Annotated in this window: 18 protein-coding genes; 15 read left to right on the forward strand and 3 right to left on the reverse strand. The window is 36.2% G+C overall.

The window, feature by feature from the left end:
* Positions 1–25: 25 nt before the first annotated feature.
* A complete protein-coding gene (locus tag GQ598_RS06305; RefSeq protein WP_160403002.1) occupies positions 26–805 on the reverse strand; it encodes a Cof-type HAD-IIB family hydrolase in 780 nt (259 codons plus the stop codon).
* A 1-nt stretch (position 806) separates the two neighbouring features.
* Positions 807–1,490: a DnaA inactivator Hda gene (gene hda / locus GQ598_RS06310; RefSeq protein ID WP_160403027.1), complete on the reverse strand. Its 684-nt coding sequence runs from the start codon at positions 1,488–1,490 to the stop codon at positions 807–809.
* A gap of 619 nt (positions 1,491–2,109) precedes the next feature.
* Here hda and mnmG point away from each other — a divergent pair.
* Positions 2,110–4,002: a tRNA uridine-5-carboxymethylaminomethyl(34) synthesis enzyme MnmG gene (mnmG, locus tag GQ598_RS06315; protein WP_160403004.1), complete on the forward strand. Its 1,893-nt coding sequence runs from the start codon at positions 2,110–2,112 to the stop codon at positions 4,000–4,002.
* Positions 3,980–4,579: a 16S rRNA (guanine(527)-N(7))-methyltransferase RsmG gene (gene rsmG / locus GQ598_RS06320; protein WP_160403006.1), complete on the forward strand. Its 600-nt coding sequence runs from the start codon at positions 3,980–3,982 to the stop codon at positions 4,577–4,579. Before mnmG ends, rsmG begins: the two co-directional genes overlap by 23 nt.
* Before the next feature lie 25 nt (positions 4,580–4,604).
* On the opposite strand, the gene GQ598_RS06325 is transcribed toward rsmG, so the two are convergent.
* Positions 4,605–5,840, reverse strand: a complete 1,236-nt coding sequence (locus GQ598_RS06325) for an N-acetylmuramoyl-L-alanine amidase (RefSeq protein ID WP_160403007.1) — start codon at positions 5,838–5,840, stop codon at positions 4,605–4,607.
* A gap of 377 nt (positions 5,841–6,217) precedes the next feature.
* On the opposite strand from GQ598_RS06325, the gene miaB reads away from it, so the two are divergent.
* The 13 genes from miaB (at position 6,218) to GQ598_RS06385 (ending at position 20,393) form a co-directional block, all read left to right on the forward strand.
* On the forward strand, positions 6,218–7,645 hold the full coding sequence (gene miaB, locus GQ598_RS06330) for a tRNA (N6-isopentenyl adenosine(37)-C2)-methylthiotransferase MiaB (RefSeq protein WP_160403009.1): 1,428 nt from the start codon (positions 6,218–6,220) through the stop codon (positions 7,643–7,645).
* A gap of 96 nt (positions 7,646–7,741) precedes the next feature.
* The gene (locus tag GQ598_RS06335; RefSeq protein WP_160403010.1) at positions 7,742–8,221 is read left to right on the forward strand and encodes a hypothetical protein; all 480 of its coding nucleotides are present in this window, start codon (positions 7,742–7,744) and stop codon (positions 8,219–8,221) included.
* 24 nt (positions 8,222–8,245) lie between these two features.
* Entirely contained in the window at positions 8,246–9,268 is a 1,023-nt protein-coding gene (locus tag GQ598_RS06340) for a PhoH family protein (protein ID WP_237410323.1), read from the forward strand.
* A gap of 10 nt (positions 9,269–9,278) precedes the next feature.
* The gene (gene mrdA, locus GQ598_RS06345; protein WP_160403013.1) at positions 9,279–11,228 is read left to right on the forward strand and encodes a penicillin-binding protein 2; all 1,950 of its coding nucleotides are present in this window, start codon (positions 9,279–9,281) and stop codon (positions 11,226–11,228) included.
* A 2-nt stretch (positions 11,229–11,230) separates the two neighbouring features.
* Complete coding sequence (gene mrdB, locus GQ598_RS06350) at positions 11,231–12,337, forward strand: peptidoglycan glycosyltransferase MrdB (protein WP_237410324.1); 1,107 nt, start codon at positions 11,231–11,233, stop codon at positions 12,335–12,337.
* 14 nt (positions 12,338–12,351) lie between these two features.
* Positions 12,352–13,533, forward strand: coding sequence for a serine hydrolase (locus GQ598_RS06355; protein ID WP_091349246.1), 1,182 nt, complete (start codon positions 12,352–12,354; stop codon positions 13,531–13,533).
* A 443-nt stretch (positions 13,534–13,976) separates the two neighbouring features.
* The gene (locus tag GQ598_RS06360; RefSeq protein WP_160403017.1) at positions 13,977–14,540 is read left to right on the forward strand and encodes a hypothetical protein; all 564 of its coding nucleotides are present in this window, start codon (positions 13,977–13,979) and stop codon (positions 14,538–14,540) included.
* Positions 14,521–14,652 (forward strand): hypothetical protein, encoded by a 132-nt coding sequence (locus GQ598_RS11210; RefSeq protein WP_255471331.1) that lies wholly within the window; start codon positions 14,521–14,523, stop codon positions 14,650–14,652. The genes GQ598_RS06360 and GQ598_RS11210 overlap by 20 nt, the downstream gene beginning before the upstream one ends.
* 405 nt (positions 14,653–15,057) lie before the next feature.
* Positions 15,058–15,795 carry a 30S ribosomal protein S2 gene (gene rpsB, locus GQ598_RS06365; RefSeq protein ID WP_034947534.1) on the forward strand — a complete coding sequence of 246 codons (738 nt, stop codon included), beginning with the start codon at positions 15,058–15,060 and terminating at the stop codon, positions 15,793–15,795.
* Positions 15,796–15,883: 88 nt separating this feature from the next.
* Complete coding sequence (gene tsf, locus GQ598_RS06370) at positions 15,884–16,741, forward strand: translation elongation factor Ts (RefSeq protein WP_160403018.1); 858 nt, start codon at positions 15,884–15,886, stop codon at positions 16,739–16,741.
* A gap of 120 nt (positions 16,742–16,861) precedes the next feature.
* Complete coding sequence (gene pyrH, locus GQ598_RS06375; RefSeq protein WP_160403020.1) at positions 16,862–17,596, forward strand: UMP kinase; 735 nt, start codon at positions 16,862–16,864, stop codon at positions 17,594–17,596.
* A gap of 29 nt (positions 17,597–17,625) precedes the next feature.
* Entirely contained in the window at positions 17,626–18,183 is a 558-nt protein-coding gene (gene frr / locus GQ598_RS06380) for a ribosome recycling factor (protein ID WP_065587087.1), read from the forward strand.
* Positions 18,184–18,737: 554 nt separating this feature from the next.
* Positions 18,738–20,393 carry a hypothetical protein gene (locus GQ598_RS06385; RefSeq protein WP_160403022.1) on the forward strand — a complete coding sequence of 552 codons (1,656 nt, stop codon included), beginning with the start codon at positions 18,738–18,740 and terminating at the stop codon, positions 20,391–20,393.
* The last annotated feature ends 74 nt before the right edge of the window (positions 20,394–20,467 follow it).

Below are 20,467 nucleotides of genomic sequence, written 5' to 3' on the forward strand. Positions count from 1 at the left end.
TTAGATGATTTTTTTAAATAGAAAATTAAATCAATCCAAATTTTTGTAATGCCTTAGCAATACCATCATTATTATTAGTATCTGTCACAAACTCAGCTTGTGCTTTTAATTCATCAACAGCATTACCCATAGCAATAGGGTGATCAACTGTTAAAAACATTTCAAAATCATTCATACCATCACCAAAGGCATAGGTTGGTACATCAGTAAAGCCTTTATTTTGTAGCAACTTAGTAATACCATACCCTTTAGATCCACCATGATTAAAAACATCAACACAGTAAGGCGTATTACGAATAAAGGTTAGCTCAGGAAAAACATCTCGATAAAGCGCCTCTCCTGATTCACAAAGTAATAAAAGCATCTGAATAGGTGTTTTTAAATAAATCTGATCATCAACAGGTGGAACTTGCTGCTTAAGGAAATTATAAAATGTTTTAGTAGGTTGGCTATCTTGCGACACTCGCATAATTTCGTAATTATAAAAAGACAGTGGGATGCCTGTTTGCTGTTTAGAAAATTGATACAACCTATCGATAACGCCCTTATCAATATCATTAGTAAAGACCTTTTCGCCTTGATATAAAACAACTTGTCCATTCATGCCAATTATCGATTCAATTTGAGTCTTTTTCATTAAATCAACCACTTCACAAGGTGTTCGACCCGTTGCTATCATTGGTGTAATATTATTTTGTTTTAATTTGTTTATAGCTTCCAAAGAGCTGGGTAATACATCAATTTGGCTATTAAATAATGTTCCATCTAAATCAAAAAAAACAATAGCGTCAGGTTTCTTGCTCATATTACAAATCCAAAATGTGTTTAATAAAAGGAATAGTTAATTTACGCTGTTGCGCAAGCGTTGCAACTTCAAACTTTTCTAATAAAGAAAACAGTGTACGCATATCACGATTAACGCGCTTTAATAAAAATAACCCAACTTCTGTTGATAATTCAAACCCACTTAATTGTGCCCTTAATTGCAAGGCTTTAAGCTTATCATCATCGCTAAGCTCTTTTAATTGATAAACTTGCCCCCAAGATAATCTAGAAACCAAATCAGGTAATATAAAAGAGATTTGTTTAGGTGGTCTACTTGCCGTTATCAATAATTTACTCACGTTTTTTTCAGTTAAACGATTAAATAAATCAAAAATAGCTTCTTCCCAATCTCTATGACCAGCTATTGCATCAATATCATCTAAACAGACTAAATCATAATGATCCAACCCCTGTAGAATTTCAGGCACAAGATGATAGTACTGCTTTAAGGGAATATAACTGGCTAATTTATTTTGACTTGATGCATGTAAAAGGTGAGTTTGACCCGCAGCGCTAGCCGACCATATATAAAAGATATTAAACCCCTCTTTACCTAATAAGGTTTGTAATGAATCAAATAATAATCGATTATCGCCTACATAAAAACTATCAAAAGTTTCATTATTAGGTAACGAAAAAGGTAAAGGTAGCTGCGAAAGAGTAATAAAATAACCTCACAATAAAAACATAATCATATTAAGTATAAATTTGCTTTCATAAAAATCAATCACTTTTATAGAAAAGAAAAATATCCTAGTATCATATTATAATTTACTTACTATTTTGTTTCATATTCATCATTTAGTTTTTTGAACTAAATATGTTAGATCTTTAATAAAAGCTCATTTAGTAAGTATAAAATAGAAGCAATAAAGGATAAAATTTAAGCAAACAAATTTATTTTTTGTGGATAACTCTGTGATAAATTAGGATCACAAGCTGTTATGATCGCATTAATAACCTGACCTAATAAATCATCTGTGGATAAATAGAATAGTTATAAACAAGTTTAAATAAAAAAAGATCCGATCAATTAACAGAATTAGATGATCGATAAGATCCTATAAAATAATTATAAAAATGAGTTATCAACAAAAAGGATCCACAGTAATAATAATAAAAATAAAAAGATCATCTAAAAGATCTTATTTTATTTAGATCGCGATCAAAATAGATCATTTGACGTAATCGAAAAGATGAGTAAAATTCCCTACCCTAAATAAACCAAATCTTCAGATCTAAATTAGCGATCTTCTGTACAAAAAATAAATACGAGGCTTTTTTATGTTTTATCCAGATCTTTTTGATGTCATCATCGTCGGCGGCGGCCATGCCGGAACAGAAGCAGCTATGGCATCAGCAAGAATGGGACGGAAAACACTACTTTTAACCCATAATATCAATACATTAGGGCAGATGTCTTGCAACCCAGCCATTGGCGGTATAGGTAAAGGCCACTTGGTTAAAGAAATTGATGCAATGGGTGGCTTAATGGCTCATGCTATCGATCGTGCTGGGATCCAATTTAGGATCTTAAATAGTAGCAAAGGTCCAGCCGTTAGGGCTACGCGTGCACAAGCGGATCGTTCTCTGTATAGAAAAGTGATAAGAACAACACTTGAAAACCAAGAAAATTTAATGTTATTTCAACAATCGGTTGAAGATGTGATCATTGAAAACGATCAGATTATTGGTGTAAGAACTCAAATGGGTGTTTCTTTTAAAGCCAAAGCTGTTGTACTTACAACAGGTACTTTTTTAGATGGTAAGATCCACATAGGGCTTGATAATTATAGTGGCGGTCGTACCGGCGATCCGGCCTCGATCGGCTTATCAAAATCACTACATCAATATTCGTTTAGAATGGGGCGCTTAAAAACTGGTACTCCACCACGAATTGATGCTAGAACTATTGATTTTTCAAAATTGGAGACTCAATATGGTGATGATCCTGTTCCAGTATTCTCATTTTTAGGCAACGCAAATGAACATCCTAGACAGATCCCTTGCTACATCACCAGCACGAATGAAACAACCCACGATATTATTAGATTTAATTTAGATCGCAGCCCTATGTACACTGGTATTATTGAAGGTGTAGGACCAAGATATTGCCCATCAATTGAAGATAAGATCATGCGTTTTGCCGATCGCAATTCTCATCAGATCTATTTAGAACCTGAAGGATTGGATAGCAATGAGATCTATCCAAATGGGATCTCAACAAGCTTACCATTTGATACGCAACTTGAATTTGTCCGCAGTATGAAAGGATTAGAAAATGCCAACATTGTAAGACCAGGTTACGCGATCGAATATGATTATTTTGATCCAAGGGATCTTAAACCAACACTTGAAAGTAAAGTGATCAAAGGGCTCTTTTTAGCTGGACAGATCAATGGCACAACAGGTTATGAAGAAGCGGCTGCACAAGGAATGCTTGCTGGTTTAAATGCAGCCCGCTTTGCATATGATCAAGATCAATGGTATCCAAGCCGCGATCAGGCTTATTTAGGTGTGCTAGTTGACGATCTTTGTACACTTGGCACTAACGAACCTTATCGTATGTTTACCTCGCGCGCTGAATATCGTTTAATGTTACGTGAAGACAATGCTGATATTCGTTTAACTGAAATAGGTCGTAAACTAGGCATGGTCGACGATTATCGTTGGCGTCGTTTTAATGAAAAATTCGAAGCTATTGAACAAGAAAGAGCAAGGTTACGGGATATATGGGTACATCCTCATATTGAAAGCATCGATGAAGTCAATGCTGTTTTAAGTGCTAATTTGACTAAAGAAGCCAATGGTGAAGAGTTACTTAAACGGCCTGAAATGAGTTATAACACATTGAAATCACTTTCATTATTTGCACCAGGATTATCTGATCCACAAGCTGCCGAGCAGGTTGAAATTCAAGTAAAATATGATGGTTACATTAAACTGCAAATAGAAGAAATTGAACGTCAAAAGCGCAATGAAGAAACGCTTATTCCTGAGCATATTGATTATGCCGAAATATCTGGATTATCGAATGAAGTTGTGGCTAAATTAAAGCAACATAAGCCTGTATCTATAGGACAAGCTTCTCGTATATCAGGCATTACACCAGCTGCTATTTCAATGTTATTAGTTTATTTAAAAAAGAAAAATTATGTTAAAAAAGAAACTCACTAGTCTAATTGATCAAACGGATCTTTCGATCTCTGAATCACAAATAGATCAATTGATCCATTATGTTGAAATGCTCAGCAAATGGAACAAAACTTACAACTTAACAGCAGTGCGCGATCCGAGCGAGATGTTAGTTAAGCATATTATGGATAGCTTAGTTGTATCGCCTTATTTAACTGGCAAAACCTTTATTGATGTAGGAACTGGTCCTGGTTTACCAGGCGTTCCATTAGCGATTATTAACCCCAATAAACAATTTGATTTGGTTGATAGTTTAGGTAAGCGTATTCGCTTTTTAAAGCAAGTGCAGTTTGAATTAAAGCTAACAAATATTAACCCAATACAAAGCCGAATCGAAGAGTATAATGATAAAAAATTTGATGGAGTTATTAGCCGAGCTTTTGCTTCTTTACAAGATATGCTTAATTGGTGTAAGCACCTTCCTGATCAAAACGGATCTTTTTATGCTTTAAAAGGAAGTGATATCGATCCTATTCCTGATGGTTTTACACTTAAACAGAATATTAAATTAGCTATACCAGGATTAGATGCTGAAAGATGTTTGATTATTATTCAATAGTTTTATCGTAAAACAGTTTGTTTTTTTAATTTTTACGGTTTTTTAAGTAATCTTTAATACCATCAACGATTGATTTAGACACTTGATTTTGAAACGAAGCAGTCTTTAGTTTTCTTTCTTCATTGATATTACTAATAAAGGCTGTTTCGACTAAAACTGATGGGATATCCGGCGCTTTTAACACTGCAAATCCTGCCTTTTCAAGCGATGGTTTATGCATTTTATTTACTTTTTTCATACGATTTAAAATAGCATTACCCAATAATATACCATTACTTAACGTCGTTTTTTGAACTAAGTCTAAAATAGTATTATCTAAATATTTATCGCCACTACGGCTAACGCCACCAATCTGATCGGACTTGTTTTGAGTTTGCGCTAAATAGCTTGCTGCCGAACTACTTGCCCCACGAGTTGATAATGCAAAAACAGACGAACCACCGACTGAACGGTTAGCAAAAGCATCGGCATGAATAGAAATAAATAGATCTGCATGCAGTGACCGCGCTTTAGCAACTCGTACTTTTAATGGAATAAATACATCTTCATTACGAGTCATATAGACTTTAATATTCGGTTCTTTTTTAAGTAAGTTATAAGTACGACGTGCTATTTGCAAAACAATATCTTTTTCTCGGGTTCTACTGTAACCGATTGCTCCAGGATCTTCACCACCATGGCCAGGATCGAGCATAACAATAACAGGTGCATTTTTCTTTTTATTGGTTGGGGTTTTTATTTGTGCTTGTTTTTTACTAAGATTGCCTGCTTTATATTCTTCTAATAGAGTAAGTAAAGGATCGTCCTCTTCTTTTGAAAAAGATTTTGATGGATAAAGATCCATCACTAAACGATGTTTAAATTCAGCAATAGGTGACAATGTAAAAGTATTAGGCTCAACCCCTTGCTTCAACTCGATCATAATTCTGATTGTTTTAGCATCTAATTTAAGAACACGAATTGATTTTATAAAAGGATCGTGACTTAATACTTTTGATGAAATCGTTTTTAAAGTGGGGGTTAAATCGATATTATCAATATCGATAACGATCCTATTTGGATTAAAAAGTGAAGCACTCTTATAGTTCAAACTGATATTAGATTCTAACGTAATTCGAGTATAAGTTGATGAAGGCCAAACACGTACAGCAACAACTTGGGCTTTAGCTGCTGCAAAGCCAACACGAGTGACAGATAATAAACATGTAGCTATAATACCTTTTATAAAAAGGCGTTTTGTTGAACTAAATGTTTTTGCCATATCTTAAACACTTTATTTGTGATCTTATTAGCCGCGGATAATAACATAAAATAAAGAGATATTAAAAAAGAATGATGATTATAATTGGTTGTTTTTTAGTAAATAAATAAACCTTTTTAATCTATTTATTCATTTTTAATACCCCAATAAAAAATCTTAAATTAAATTATTATTTTATATTTAATATTATTAATAAATATTCATTGAACCTATTTTTACATTTTTTATTCAACATTATCAAAATAAGCCTTGTTTTGTGATGTCTCTTTTTTAATTTATTATAGACCCTACAATCACAACAGTTTACAATATGGCTCGCTAAAATCGCGGATTTAAACCCGTTTTCATTTTAACAATTAAATATAGCTGAGTTATTGATGAGCAAAAAATTACATATCAAAACTTGGGGTTGCCAAATGAATGAGTATGACTCAACAAAAATGGCTGATCTCCTTGAATCCACCCATGGTTTAACCTTAACAGACAATGCTGAAGAAGCCGATATCTTATTACTTAACACTTGTTCTATTCGGGAAAAAGCCCAAGAAAAGGTCTTTCATCAATTAGGTCGTTGGAAAAACCTTAAACAACATAATAAAAATATCATCATTGGTGTTGGTGGTTGTGTTGCTTCTCAAGAAGGTGCTCAAATTCGTAAACGCGCACCATTTGTAGATATTATTTTTGGACCACAAACCTTTCACCGCTTACCTGAAATGATTGAACAGATTCGCAGTGGTAACAACAATCATGTGGTTGATGTAAGCTTTCCTGAAATTGAAAAATTTGATCGTCTACCTGAACCTCGTAGCGAAGGTCCAACTGCATTTGTGTCGATTATGGAAGGATGTAATAAATATTGTACTTACTGTGTAGTGCCTTACACCCGAGGTGAAGAGGTCAGCAGACCTTGTGATGATGTCATTTATGAAATAGCTCAACTGGCTGAACAAGGTGTGCGTGAAGTTAATTTATTAGGTCAAAATGTTAATGCTTATCGTGGACCTACGTTTGATGGTGATATTTGTTCTTTTGCTGAATTATTACGCTTAGTTGCAGCCATTGACGGTATCGATCGCATTCGCTTTACAACCAGTCATCCAATTGAGTTTACTGATGATATTATTGATGTTTATCGTGATACACCAGAGCTAGTTAATTTTTTACATTTGCCAGTACAAAGTGGATCAGATCGTGTATTAAACTTAATGAAACGTACGCATACCGCGCTTGAATATAAATCCATTATTCGAAAATTACGTAAAGTGCGCCCTGATATTCAAATTAGTTCGGATTTTATTGTCGGTTTCCCGGGTGAAACACAAGAAGATTTTGAACAAACAATGAAACTGATTGCCGATGTCAATTTTGATTTAAGTTATAGCTTTGTTTATTCATCGCGCCCAGGTACTCCTGCTGCTGAAATGGAAGATAATGTATCAGAAGAAGAGAAGAAGCAACGCCTTTACATTCTTCAAGAACGAATCAATCAGCAAGCTATGCAATTTAGTCGTCGTATGTTAAATACTGTACAGCGTATTTTAGTTGAAGGTCCATCCAAAAAAGACCTTATGGAATTAACCGGTCGAACAGAAAACAATCGAATTGTTAATTTTGAAGGTCGCCCTGAGATGATAGGTAAGTTTGTTGACGTTGAAATTACTGATGTTTATCCAAATTCATTGCGTGGTAGAGTTGTTCGTACTGAAGATGAAATGGATTTACGTGTTAGTGAATCGCCAATTTCAGTTATTTCACGCACTCGTAAAGAAAACGAGTTAGGGGTTGGGATCTATCAACCTTAAAGTAATAATCATTAAGCCACAATGAGAGTGGCTTTTTATAATTTTTATAAAATAATAAAATAACTTACAGATGAATTTAAGGAAAAGGGGAATAATATGTTTATAATATTTGGAACTCGCGGAAGAGAAGTTAACGAACGTAGTGGACAATTTAATTGCCCAAATTGCTGTTCGCAACAAAACACCACTACCGACGAAAAAAAACAAAAATATACACAAATAAAAATCGCAAAATATTTTACGCTATTTTTTATTCCTATTTTTAGTTACGAAACATTAGGACGTTATATAAAGTGTAATGAATGTAATAATGATTACAACGAAAAGGTGCTCGAATATGTACCACCAACATTTGAAGAACAAATTGCATCATATGTTGAGCAAGAGTTAAAAAGCGGAACACCTATTTCAATGTTAGTCAACAAATTAAAAGCACAAGGATTTGATGAACAACAATCAACAAACGCAGTTAATAATGTTGTTAACGGAAACATCGTTTCTTGCCATCAGTGTAACATGGACTTTTTAAAAGGTGTTGAAAAGTGTTCTTTATGCGAAGGGCGTATTAGCGGTTAAAATTAATTATTTGAGGACTTACATTTGAATATTACGACACATGAAACCATGCTTGAACCAGCCGACAATCAGCGGCTTAATAGTCTTTGTGGTCCTTATAATGATAATATTAAACAGTTAGAACGCAGACTCGGTATAGAAATTAATCACCGAGGTAATCTATTTTCAATAACTGGCGAGCAGCTTTGTGTTAAAGCTGCTGGTGATATTTTGCAGTCTCTTTATAAACAAACCAAAATAAAAGATAAAATTATTGATATTGAACCTGAGCAAATTCATTTAGCTATTAAAGAAACAGGTGCGCTTGAAAAAGTAAGTGAACACTTACCTGCTTATATTGATCATCAAGGTGGAAAGTTAGTGATGATCAAAACTAAACGAGGTGTGATAAAACCTCGAACAGCGAACCAAGCACAATATATTGCTCATGTTTTAGATTATGATATTTCATTTGGTATTGGACCTGCTGGAACAGGTAAAACCTATTTAGCGGTAGCTGCCGCAGTTGATGCCCTTGAAAAGCAACAAATTCGTCGTATTGTACTAACCCGTCCAGCCGTTGAAGCGGGTGAAAAGCTAGGGTTTTTGCCGGGCGATTTAAGCCAAAAAGTGGATCCTTACTTACGTCCACTTTATGATGCCTTATTTGAAATGCTTGGCTTTGAAAAAGTAGAAAAACTAATTGAAAAAAGTGTGATTGAAGTAGCTCCACTTGCCTATATGCGCGGGCGAACGCTAAATGATGCGTTTATTATTCTTGATGAAAGCCAAAATACCACAATAGAACAAATGAAAATGTTCTTAACTCGTATTGGCTTTAATTCAAAAGCGGTCATCACAGGCGACATCACTCAAATTGATTTACCTCGTCATCAAAAATCGGGTTTACGCCATGCGATTGAAGTGTTAAGCAAAGTTGATGAAATCAGCTTTAATTTTTTCAATAGCGAAGATGTGGTACGTCACCCAGTGGTTGCTAAAATTGTTAATGCTTATGAAAAATGGGAAGAACAGCAACATAAGCCACAAACAGAAAAAAGCATTTAGTAGAAAGAGTATGATTACCCCTATCTCAAGTAAAAAAAAGAAAACTAATATTCGAGATCATTCAGCTGAAGCAAACTTGTTTTTACGCCGAGCACTGTTTTCTTTTATTGTAATTATTATTTTGATTGTCGTATTGATTACAAAATTAGCTGATTTACAGATTTTGAATTATGGTTATTACACTACGAAATCTAATGATAATCGCATCGAAATTATCCCTATTCCACCAAATCGTGGCATGATTTATGATCGTAATGGTACGCCATTAGCGATTAATAACATTACTTATCAATTAAATATCATTCCCGATAAAACTAAAAACCTCAATGAACAATTAGAGGAATTAAAAAAAATTGTTGATTTGACTGATGAAGATATTGAAACTTTTCAAAAAGAACGTCGCAACTATAGAGCTCATCGTCCGGTACCATTAAAAGATAATTTGACCGAAAAACAAATAGCTCGTTTTGTTGTAGATCAACATCGTTTTCCGTTTGTTTCCATTGTTGGTATACAGCATCGTTATTATCCTTATGGTGCATCACTGACGCATATTCTTGGCTATATTTCTAAAATTAACAGCCAAGATAAACAGCGTTTAGAAGATGAAAATAAGACTAGCGATTATGTAGCAACGTTTAACATCGGCAAAATGGGTATTGAAAAGTACTACGAAGAAGTATTACACGGAACGCCGGGTTATGAAAAGGTTGAAGTCAACAGCCGAGGCCGTATTGTTCGCCAACTAAATCAACATCCGCCGCAAGCTGGTGAGGATATCTATTTGTCTATCAACCTTAAATTGCAGCTTTATATTGAGCAATTACTAGCTGGACGCAAAGCGGCTGTAGTTGCTATTGATCCGAATAATGGTGAGATTTTAGCCTTGGTTTCTAGCCCAAGCTATGATTCCAATCCATTTGTAGGTGGGATATCAAGTGCTAAATATAGCGAATTGCTTAAAGATCCAAGTAAGCCTCTTTTTAATCGGGCTTTACTGGGTGCTTATCCGCCTGCTTCGACAGTTAAACCATTTATTTCTATTGCCGCTTTAAGTGAAGGCATCGTAACGCCAAAAAGCGTAGTTAACGACCCTGGTTGGTGGCAATTACCGGGCACAGAACGACGTTATCGAGACTGGCTTAAATGGGGACATGGTCGTGTTGATGTATTAAAGGCAATTGAAGAATCAGTTGATACTTACTTTTATCAAGTTGCTTATGACATGGGCATTGATCGTTTAAATTTATGGATGACAAAGTTTGGTTATGGTGAAAGAACAGGCATTGATATATCACCAAACGAAGAAACACGAGCGGTTATGCCGAGCCGTGAATGGAAAATGAAGCGCCATAAAAAGTCTTGGTTACAAGGTGATACTATTCCAGTTGGCATAGGACAAGGCTATTGGACTGCAACCCCAATCCAAATGGCGAAAGCATTAACGACCTTGATCAATAATGGTAAAACTTACACACCACATTTTTTATTATATAAAAAGAGCGATATTTTAAACTCTAGTGAACACCAACCACAGGTTAATTCAGATAATTATATCGAAAAAAATAGCTTAGTTGATGTCAATCCAACTTATTGGTCACTTGCTAAAGAAGGAATGCACCGAGTCATGTTTGGATCACGAGGAACTGCCCGCAAAGTTTATGCTGATGCAAAATATCAGGCAGCAGGTAAATCGGGCACAGCACAAGTTTATGGTTTAAAGCAAGACGAGATCTATAATGCCCATAAAATTCCGGAGCGTCTGCGCGATCATGCCTTATTTATTGCTTACGCTCCATATGATAAGCCAAAAATAGCCTTAGCCATTGTTTTAGAAAATGGTGGTGGCGGTAGCTCGAACGGTGGTGCGGTAGCGCGTAAAATATTGGATTTTTACCTTTTAGGCAATAATTCAACAGAGCTTGATGAATCATCATCCAATACAGGAATAGAGGACTAATGATGAATAATATCAAAAAAAGTTTTTGGCAAAAAATACATATCGATCCCCTGTTTTTTTTATTTATTACATTATTGCTTGCTTATAGCCTTTATATTCTTTGGAGTGCAACAGGGCAAAGTATTGATATGATACAAAAGCGAGCAATACAAATATTGCTTGGTTTTGTTGTAATGATTGTGTTGGCGCAGTTTTCACCCAGAACTTATGAAAAATGGGCACCGTATCTATATGTTTTTTGTATTTTAATTTTATTACTTGTGGACATTTTTGGTTACACCAGTAAAGGCGCACAGCGTTGGTTAGATTTAGGTGTATTACGGTTCCAACCCTCTGAAATAGCTAAAATTGCCGTACCATTAATGGTTGCTAAATTTATTCATCGTGATGGATGCCCACCGCCATTAAAAACCACGCTACAAACACTTGCTATTATTGGCGTACCAACGTTACTGGTTGCTATGCAACCCGATTTAGGAACTGCTATTTTGATAACCATGTCTGGTATTTTTATTATCTTTTTAGCAGGCATAAACTGGCGTTATATTCTTATTGCGCTTATTTTAATTGCTATATTTTTACCGATTATGTGGTTCTGCTTAATGCACGATTACCAGCAAAAACGTGTACTTATGCTCATTAATCCTGAACTTGATCCAAACGGAGCTGGTTATCATATTATTCAATCTAAAACAGCAATTGGATCGGGCGGTATATGGGGTAAAGGATGGCTTGAAGGTACGCAATCGCAACTTGAATTTTTACCTGAGCGACATACTGATTTTATTTTTTCAGTTATTGCTGAAGAGTTCGGTTTTATTGGCTCTATTATTTTATTAATTCTGTTTTTATGTTTAATTATACGAGGGATGTTTATTGCTGCACAGGCGCAAACAACCTTTGGACGGATCCTTTCTGGTGGACTTATTTTAGTCTTTTTTATTTATGTGTTCATTAATATTGGTATGGTCAGTGGAATCTTGCCTGTTGTTGGTGTACCATTACCACTAATAAGTTATGGTGGCTCATCCTTAGTCGTATTAATGGCAAGTTTTGGCATTATGATGTCTATTCATACTCATCGATACATGTTATCTAAAAATATTTGACGGAATTTAAATAAATGAAAAGTAAATTTAAATTATCTTTTGCTTTATTAGCGCTTGCTATTTGTTCATCTGCATCGGCTGAAATGGCTTTTCCTATTCCAGCTATTCCGCAATTAGATGCAGAAGCTTATATTTTAATTGATGCAAAATCAGGCGAAATTTTAGCGCAGTATAATGCCGAGCAACAGCGTGATCCTGCAAGCTTAACTAAAATGATGACTAGTTATGTCGTTGGGCAAGCATTGCAATCAGGCCGCATAAAAAATGATGATATGGTTGTTGTTAGTAAAGATGCTTGGGCAACGGGTAACCCTGTATTAAAAGGGTCGTCATTAATGTTTTTAGAAGTCGGTAAAACAGTTTCCGTTTCCGATCTTAACAAAGGTATTATTATTCAATCAGGTAACGATGCATGTATCGCCATGGCAGAACATGTTGCTGGCAGCCAAGGTGCTTTTGTTAACTTAATGAATGATTACGCCAAAAAAATTGGACTAAATCATACTCATTTTGAAACTGTACATGGACTTGATGCCCCGGGCCAATACACTACAGCCAAAGATATGGCATATTTAGGGCAGGCCTTAATTCGTGATTTACCCGAAGAATATTCTATTTATAAAGAAAAAGAATTTACCTATACTCTATCAAAACCCCAACTTAATCGAAATGGATTACTTTGGGACACCACATTAAATGTAGATGGCATCAAAACAGGCCACACCAATGCCGCAGGCTACAATTTAGTTGCTTCAGCGGTTGATGGTAATACTCGTTTAATTTCAGCGGTACTGGGTGGTCGCACCTTCAAAGGTCGTGAAGAAGAAAGTAAAAAGTTATTAGTTTGGGGATTCCGCTTCTTTGAAACCGCAAACCCTGTTAAGGCTGGAACCCCAGTCACTACCGAAACCATCTGGTATGGCGACCAAAATAAAATCCAACTGGGTGCTGTTAATGGGGCATTTATTACCGTACCAAAAGGACGTGCGGCTGATGTACAAGTCGAATATAAAATTGACGATTACATCTATGCACCTATCACCAAAGGTAATGCGGTAGGTAAAATGCAGTTTTTATTAGATGGCAAAGTCATTAACGAACAACCGCTTGTTGCTTTACAAGATATCGAAGAAACAGGATTCTTTGGTGGAGTATGGGATTGGATCTGCCTACAATGCCATAAGTTATTTAGCTAGTTTTATTATCATTGTTCTGTAAGCGTTCGCTTACAGAACAACCTTTTGGTTTCTTGATGAAGTAATGCAAAACTTAGAACAGCAATGCCCTAATTATCACCACTATTTAACGCATATTTACTTACCTAAAACACTCATCTATGACGACGAACTGCTGGAAGCCATATTCAACGTTGGGATTTAAATACTGAGCCAGTAATAGATTATTCGGTATGGATATCAATACTTTATGAAGAACCAGATAATACAGAATTATCGCTAATATTAGTATACTAATATAGTGATAGAACCTACCATCATCACAGTAAATTTATCAGCTAATATCAATCAGTTTTTTGCTTATATACAACTACCTGTTGGACATGGGCCCTCTTATAAAAGTAAAATCAGTCGAGAATTCACCCTTCAAGCCATTGTTGAAATTATGTATAAGGTAAAAATAAATGATTAATTTAACTAAATTTTATAAATATTACTGTGGTCTTATTGTTGGTTTGTTGGTACTGATCGTTTTAATCTGTTATCAGATCTTTAACCAAGATATTCGTGTGATCAAATTATCATCAACACAACAGCAACAAGTAAATAAGTTATTAGAAAAGAGAGCAACACGCTGTATTGGTACCTATTTAATAGACTTACCTATTGAATTTAAAGTCAAAAAGAAGGGAAACTTTTATTATAAAAGTAATCATGATGTGACCATTACCACAAAGCAACAATATTTACCCCCTTTTAAACAGATGATAGCTCGGCGTGAGCAAGAGTTGCGAAATACTAAACCGGTTGATCCGCTTGATGGCAATTATTTAAAACACGTGTATCCAGTGCACACCCATAACCCCGATAAAATGCAAGGCATTATTTTTGAACGTATGGAAAGTATTGGTACTGCTGATATTCTTAGAGTGTTAGAAGGTTATCGCTGGCAAGATGAAGTAACGTTAAAGATTGAAATGAAAGCAAAAAATGGCCTAGGCGAACAATATGATAATTACCCAGCTTAAACCTGAAAAATTAGATAAAATCGTGGTATTAAAAACGCTTGTGTCAATCAAAAAAGGCGACTTTATAGGTTATATCGTCCATAATGACAGCCAACGCCAACGTTTTGACTAGCCTAATGTTGCCTCGTTATCGACGATGAAACGTGCATTAGACAATCAATTACCGCAAATTGCACACATTGAATTACTGACCTACGATGATTTGCCTGCTGTACTATTTTAAGAGATAGTTACAAAACTTACCTACATCTAAATAACGTTAATTAACATCGCTAATAGCCTATAAATACAAATAAAGCTGGTAATCTTATACAATTTATGGTATAAAACGCGCGCTACATTTCACATTATTTTTTCGCAAAAGTAATGATGGATAAAAGCATTAAATTTAATGATTAATTAACGTTATAACACACACATATCATTACACTTTTCCGGGGTGCCTTTTACCTTGTGTAATTAGGTCGGTTAAAGCGGATATGTGGAGGCATAACCCCAACGTCAAAATGAGGAAATCATGACTACAGTATCAATGCGCGATATGTTACAAGCGGGTGTACACTTTGGACACCAAACTCGTTATTGGAACCCAAAAATGAAACCATTTATTTTTGGTGCACGCAATAAAGTTCATATTATCAATCTTGAAAAAACAGTACCACTGTTCAACGAAGCATTAGCTGAATTAAACAAGATTGCCGCTCGTAAAGGTAAAATTTTATTTGTTGGTACAAAGCGTGCAGCTAGCGAAGCGATTAAACAAGCGGCTGAAAGCTGTGGACAATACTACGTTAATCACCGTTGGTTAGGTGGTATGTTGACTAACTGGAAAACAGTACGTCAATCAATTAAACGTCTAAAAGATTTAGAAACACAAGCTAGTGATGGTACATTCGATAAATTAACCAAAAAAGAAGCACTAATGCGTGCTCGTGAAATGGCTAAATTAGAAAATAGCTTGGGCGGAATTAAAAATATGGGTGGCTTACCCGATGTGATCTTTGTGATTGGTGCAGACCACGAACATATCGCAATCAAAGAAGCTAACAATTTAGGTATTCCAGTCATTGCTATTGTTGATACAAACTCAGATCCTGATGGTATTGATTACGTTGTTCCAGGTAATGATGATGCAATTCGTGCAATTCAATTATATGCAAATGCAGTTGCTGAAGCAGTACGTTCTGGTCGTGAGCAAAACCAATCTCCAGTATCTGAAGAAAGCTTCGTAGAAGAAGCTCCAGCAGCAGAGTAATAAACTCAAATATTTTCAGGGTTGATATTGAGTAATATCGACCCATTCTAATGAAAATCATCACAATGGTTAAATAGAGGATTAAAAAATGGCTGAAGTTACCGCTTCTATGGTAAAAGAACTGCGCGAAAGAACTGGCGCAGGTATGATGGAATGTAAAAAAGCATTAGTTGAAGCTAATGGTGATATAGAACTTGCAATTGACAACATGCGTAAATCAGGTCAAGCAAAAGCTGCTAAAAAAGCGGGTCGTGTTGCGGCTGAAGGTGTTATTATTTCTAAAATCTCTGCAGATAAAAAATTTGGTATTATCTTAGAAGTAAACTGCGAAACAGACTTTGTTGCGAAAGATGCAGGCTTCTTAGCATTTAGTGATAAAGTTGCTGAAGCTGCATTAACTGAACGCACTAGCGATATCGCAGCATTACAAGCTAAATTTGAAGAAGAGCGCACAGCTTTAGTTGCTAAAATTGGTGAAAACATCGGTATCCGTCGCGTTGCTCAAATCGCTGGTGATGTTGTGGGTAGTTACCAACACGGTGCGCGTATTGGTGTATTAGTTGCAGCTAATGGCGCTGATGATGAATTAGTTAAACATATTGCAATGCACATTGCTGCAAGCAAACCAGAATATGTTGATCCAAGCGATGTTCCAGCTGATGTGGTTGAACATGAACGTAACATTCAAATCGATATCGCAATGCAATCAGGCAAACCACGTGAAATCGCTGAAAAAATGGTTGAAGGCCGTATGCGTAAATTCACAGGTGAAGTATCACTAACTGGACAACCATTTGTTATGGATCCTGCAAAAACAGTTGGCGACTTATTAAAAGAGAAAAAAGCAGCAGTTGCTTCATTCATCCGTTTTGAAGTGGGTGAAGGTATTGAAAAAGTCGAAGTTGACTTTGCTGCAGAAGTTGCTGCAATATCGAAACAATCTTAATCGTTTCAAAAAAAACCGCCGTTAAGGCGGTTTTGTTTATCTACAAAATATTTTAAAATTACTATAGGCTAATTTTTTAGCTTATTGAGTAATAAAACAACGAAATAGTGAGACTTCAATATGGTGACCCCTTTCTATAAACGTATTCTTCTTAAACTCAGTGGCGAAGCACTACAAGGTGACGAAGGTTTTGGTATTGATGCAACCGTTCTAGATCGCATGGCGCAAGAAATCAAAGAACTAATTGAAATGAATGTTCAAGTTGCTGTTGTTATTGGGGGTGGTAATCTATTTCGGGGTGCAGGGCTTGCTAAAGCAGGGATGAACCGTGTTGTTGGTGATCATATGGGGATGCTAGCAACTGTAATGAATGGTCTTGCGATGCGAGATGCGTTGCACCGAATTGAAGTTAATGCCCGTTTAATGTCAGCCATTCCATTAAATGGTGTATGTGATGATTATCGCTGGACCGAAGCAATTAGCTTGCTCCGTCATGGTAAAGTGGTTATCTTATCTGCTGGTACAGGCAATCCCTTTTTCACCACCGATTCAGCAGCTTGTTTACGTGGTATTGAAATTGAAGCTGATGTTGTTTTAAAAGCCACCAAAGTTGATGGTGTTTATTCAGCCGATCCTGTTAAAGATCCAACAGCAACACTTTATAAAACATTAAATTATGATAAAGTGCTTGATGATGAACTTAAAGTGATGGATTTAGCTGCATTCACATTAGCAAGAGATCATAATCTACCCATTTGTGTCTTTAATATGAATAAACCTGGTGCATTGCGTCGTGTTATTTTAGGTGAACAAGAAGGGACATTAATTAATAACAAAGCAACAGTAACCAGTTAATTATCTTTATTTTAAATAAGGCTTTTATTATGTTAAACGAGATTCAAAAAGAAGCGCAAACGCGCATGGAAAAAAGCATTGATGCGTTTCAAAATCATATTTCTAAAGTTCGAACAGGTCGTGCATCACCAAGCTTATTAGATGGTATTATGGTTGAATATTACGGCAGCCCAACGCCACTTCGTCAACTAGCTAACATTGTTGCTGAAGATGCAAGAACGCTAGCTATCACAGTATTTGATAAATCATTAACTCCTGCTATTGAAAAAGCAATTTTAACGTCTGATTTAGGGTTAAACCCAGCATCAGCAGGTACCGTTATTCGTGTACCATTGCCACCATTAACAGAAGAACGCCGTCGTGATTTAACTAAAATTGTTCGTAACGAAGCGGAACAAGGTCGAGTATCTATCCGTAATATTCGCCGTGATGCCAACGATCAAATAAAAGCGTTACTAAAAGATAAAGAAATTTCAGAAGATGATGAGCGTAAAGCACAAGATTTAATCCAAAAAGCGACAGATGCCGCAATTAAAAAATTAGATGCAGTGCTTGCCGATAAAGAAAAAGAGTTAATGGAATTCTAATTCTTCTATTTTTTCCCTTTCCTTTCAAATGCTCTGTTTTATACAGCAGAGCGTTTTTCCCTTGAAAAACTAATTTTTATACTGAAATCTATTTTAGGATGGAAAATGCCAATATAAGTAATCTAAATTCAAATAATTCTAATTTTTTAATACATTTGTTTGATGCATATTTATGGAATGGTAATTTTGAGGGAATTAATAAAGTATATCAAGAACTTGATAAATTAAATAAAAAAGATGTTATGTCCGAGTTATCTCAACGCCTTGATTCATTGCGTCAATTTCAAAGTAATAACTATAACTTCCTTTAAAAACCACCCAACCGCTACCCCCATAAAAAACGTCACTCCCCAAAAAAGCCAAAGCAACCCACACTTACCCCCTAACAATTCTTTACAAATTTTTAACAAAAAAGGTAGCGAATTATTACTCAGACGGTTATAATTTAATCGCTTTCAAAGCAAGGGAGTGCTCATTAGTCGAGCAGTCAATTATAAAAAATTCAAATAAAACAAAAAATTACTTGACAGGATGATCGAAATGCGTTACCATTTATGGCATCTGGCATCTGGCATCTGGCCTGCCAAACCTATGCTCAAAATCTTTTTCAATTTCACCGTAGTCTAAAACAGACACAGTTCTTATTTTCATCAGCGAGGTCATTTCGCGTAGCGAAATCGGAGACGTTATCGGAGACGTTATCGGCAGGGTTATCGCCGGGGTCGAGGCGTTTACCTCTTCTATCTAAATTTTCAGGTTTACCAAGCTTATCAGGTTTATCAGGTTTACTTAGATTATTTAGATTTTCTAAATCGGCGTTGTTCTTCGTGCTGTTGCTCTTGTTGTCGTATACACAGGGTTCTGTGGCATTAACGGCTTATACATCAAGATATATCGAGGGTAGTGCGCCATATTTAACATTCGACAATGGTCGAACAAGGGCCACATCAACGGATAAATTGTTGTCAATTCGGTTGCAGGATGGTCAGGTAATCACGCCATCTAGTAATACATCAAGTGCAACAAATCCAATCAGTTTGCCGTACGTTGGGAGTAATTTAAGTCATATAGATATGATAGTCCCATCATCAACGAATTCAGTGAGTTTAAGTGATTTAGTCACTCGATATAATTATTGGCGAGATGATGATGGGGATGAGCCGGCTGTAAATGGTGTATCGGGGAGTATATCGGTATCATTTACGGATAATAATGGGAATACAGTAAGTCGTAACGATGTATTAGATAAATGTAAGGCTCCTTATAGGGTCACTTTAAGTAGTACAGGGGGGTATTTACAGACACAGTACGGTGTTCCTAATAGAACCAGTTTTAGCGGTCAAAGGGTGACATACTATATCAATCCGTATGGTGTTACTGGTCCTGTTGTTTGTTACTTTGTGAGTCACGCGAGGCCAAATCTTAATTATGGCACAGGCAATTACGCCGGCCCAGCTAGCATATGGAATCCTAATAAGGGTTTTTTAACTCAGTCTAACGATTCTGCATCTTACGGCCAAAATTTTCCAACTACAGGTTCAGATGGATTGTATTTTGATTTGCTCATAGATGGAGCCGATGCAGGTCAGTTGACATGGTCTCCTGTTACTCGTGGTGGAATAACAGCTACGGTGACAAATGTTACACCTAGTGATAGTTGGATTCCTAGTGTTGATAGGGGAAAAGTTGTCGCACGAGTTAAGTTAAGCGGTCCTAGGGCTAGTGATACTCAGATAAGTTCAAGTAGTCCTAGTCGGCTTACTCCGTTGCCCTCTTTGCCACAGACGTTTGAGTTGGTCGGTAGAGATAGTCGTGGTAATGAGGTGAGGTATGGGTTTGTGTTAAAGCAGTGGTTCGTCAATCGGGGTAATAAAACTGCTTCTCAGTCTAGTCAAATATCTTGGTGTCGTGGTTTGGGTTATCGTGCGCCACAGGTTAAGGATTTAACCAATGCAGTCAGAACAGATAGTCCTTCTATTTCTGGCGCCTTGCCTCATTCATCTGTTAATCGTTATATGCGTCACATAGGTGCAGGATTTTTCACGGAGTGGGGCTACATGGACGGCTACGCTGATGCGGGCTTCGTCGACAGCTACTACTGGACGAGCGGCGCTTCAGGTAGCTATGGGTTCGATATCTACTCGTCCAACGGCTCTGTCTACAGCAGCAGTGCTTCCATCAGCTGGGATGCTGTTTGTACCGCACCTTAGTTTTTAGCGTTTATTCCTTAATCCTTGGGCCGCGGGGGCGGTTATGGAGCCTGAGAGGACAATCTAACAAAGAA

Origin of the sequence: Gilliamella sp. Pas-s95 (assembly GCF_009795795.1) — a bacterium.
Lineage (GTDB): Bacteria > Pseudomonadota > Gammaproteobacteria > Enterobacterales > Orbaceae > Gilliamella > Gilliamella bombicola.

What these genes read in the sequence shown, in the direction of transcription:
- GQ598_RS06305 (WP_160403002.1), bottom strand. Translation starts at nt 805, where the DNA reads ATGAGCAAGAAACCTGACGCTATTGTTTTTTTTGATTTAGATGGAACA.
- mnmG (WP_160403004.1), top strand. Translation starts at nt 2,110, where the DNA reads ATGTTTTATCCAGATCTTTTTGATGTCATCATCGTCGGCGGCGGCCAT.
- rsmG (WP_160403006.1), top strand. Translation starts at nt 3,980, where the DNA reads ATGTTAAAAAAGAAACTCACTAGTCTAATTGATCAAACGGATCTTTCG.
- GQ598_RS06325 (WP_160403007.1), bottom strand. Translation starts at nt 5,840, where the DNA reads ATGGCAAAAACATTTAGTTCAACAAAACGCCTTTTTATAAAAGGTATT.
- miaB (WP_160403009.1), top strand. Translation starts at nt 6,218, where the DNA reads ATGAGCAAAAAATTACATATCAAAACTTGGGGTTGCCAAATGAATGAG.
- GQ598_RS06335 (WP_160403010.1), top strand. Translation starts at nt 7,742, where the DNA reads ATGTTTATAATATTTGGAACTCGCGGAAGAGAAGTTAACGAACGTAGT.
- mrdA (WP_160403013.1), top strand. Translation starts at nt 9,279, where the DNA reads ATGATTACCCCTATCTCAAGTAAAAAAAAGAAAACTAATATTCGAGAT.
- mrdB (WP_237410324.1), top strand. Translation starts at nt 11,231, where the DNA reads ATGAATAATATCAAAAAAAGTTTTTGGCAAAAAATACATATCGATCCC.
- GQ598_RS06355 (WP_091349246.1), top strand. Translation starts at nt 12,352, where the DNA reads ATGAAAAGTAAATTTAAATTATCTTTTGCTTTATTAGCGCTTGCTATT.
- GQ598_RS06360 (WP_160403017.1), top strand. Translation starts at nt 13,977, where the DNA reads ATGATTAATTTAACTAAATTTTATAAATATTACTGTGGTCTTATTGTT.
- GQ598_RS11210 (WP_255471331.1), top strand. Translation starts at nt 14,521, where the DNA reads ATGATAATTACCCAGCTTAAACCTGAAAAATTAGATAAAATCGTGGTA.
- rpsB (WP_034947534.1), top strand. Translation starts at nt 15,058, where the DNA reads ATGACTACAGTATCAATGCGCGATATGTTACAAGCGGGTGTACACTTT.
- tsf (WP_160403018.1), top strand. Translation starts at nt 15,884, where the DNA reads ATGGCTGAAGTTACCGCTTCTATGGTAAAAGAACTGCGCGAAAGAACT.
- pyrH (WP_160403020.1), top strand. Translation starts at nt 16,862, where the DNA reads ATGGTGACCCCTTTCTATAAACGTATTCTTCTTAAACTCAGTGGCGAA.
- frr (WP_065587087.1), top strand. Translation starts at nt 17,626, where the DNA reads ATGTTAAACGAGATTCAAAAAGAAGCGCAAACGCGCATGGAAAAAAGC.
- GQ598_RS06385 (WP_160403022.1), top strand. Translation starts at nt 18,738, where the DNA reads ATGGCATCTGGCATCTGGCATCTGGCCTGCCAAACCTATGCTCAAAAT.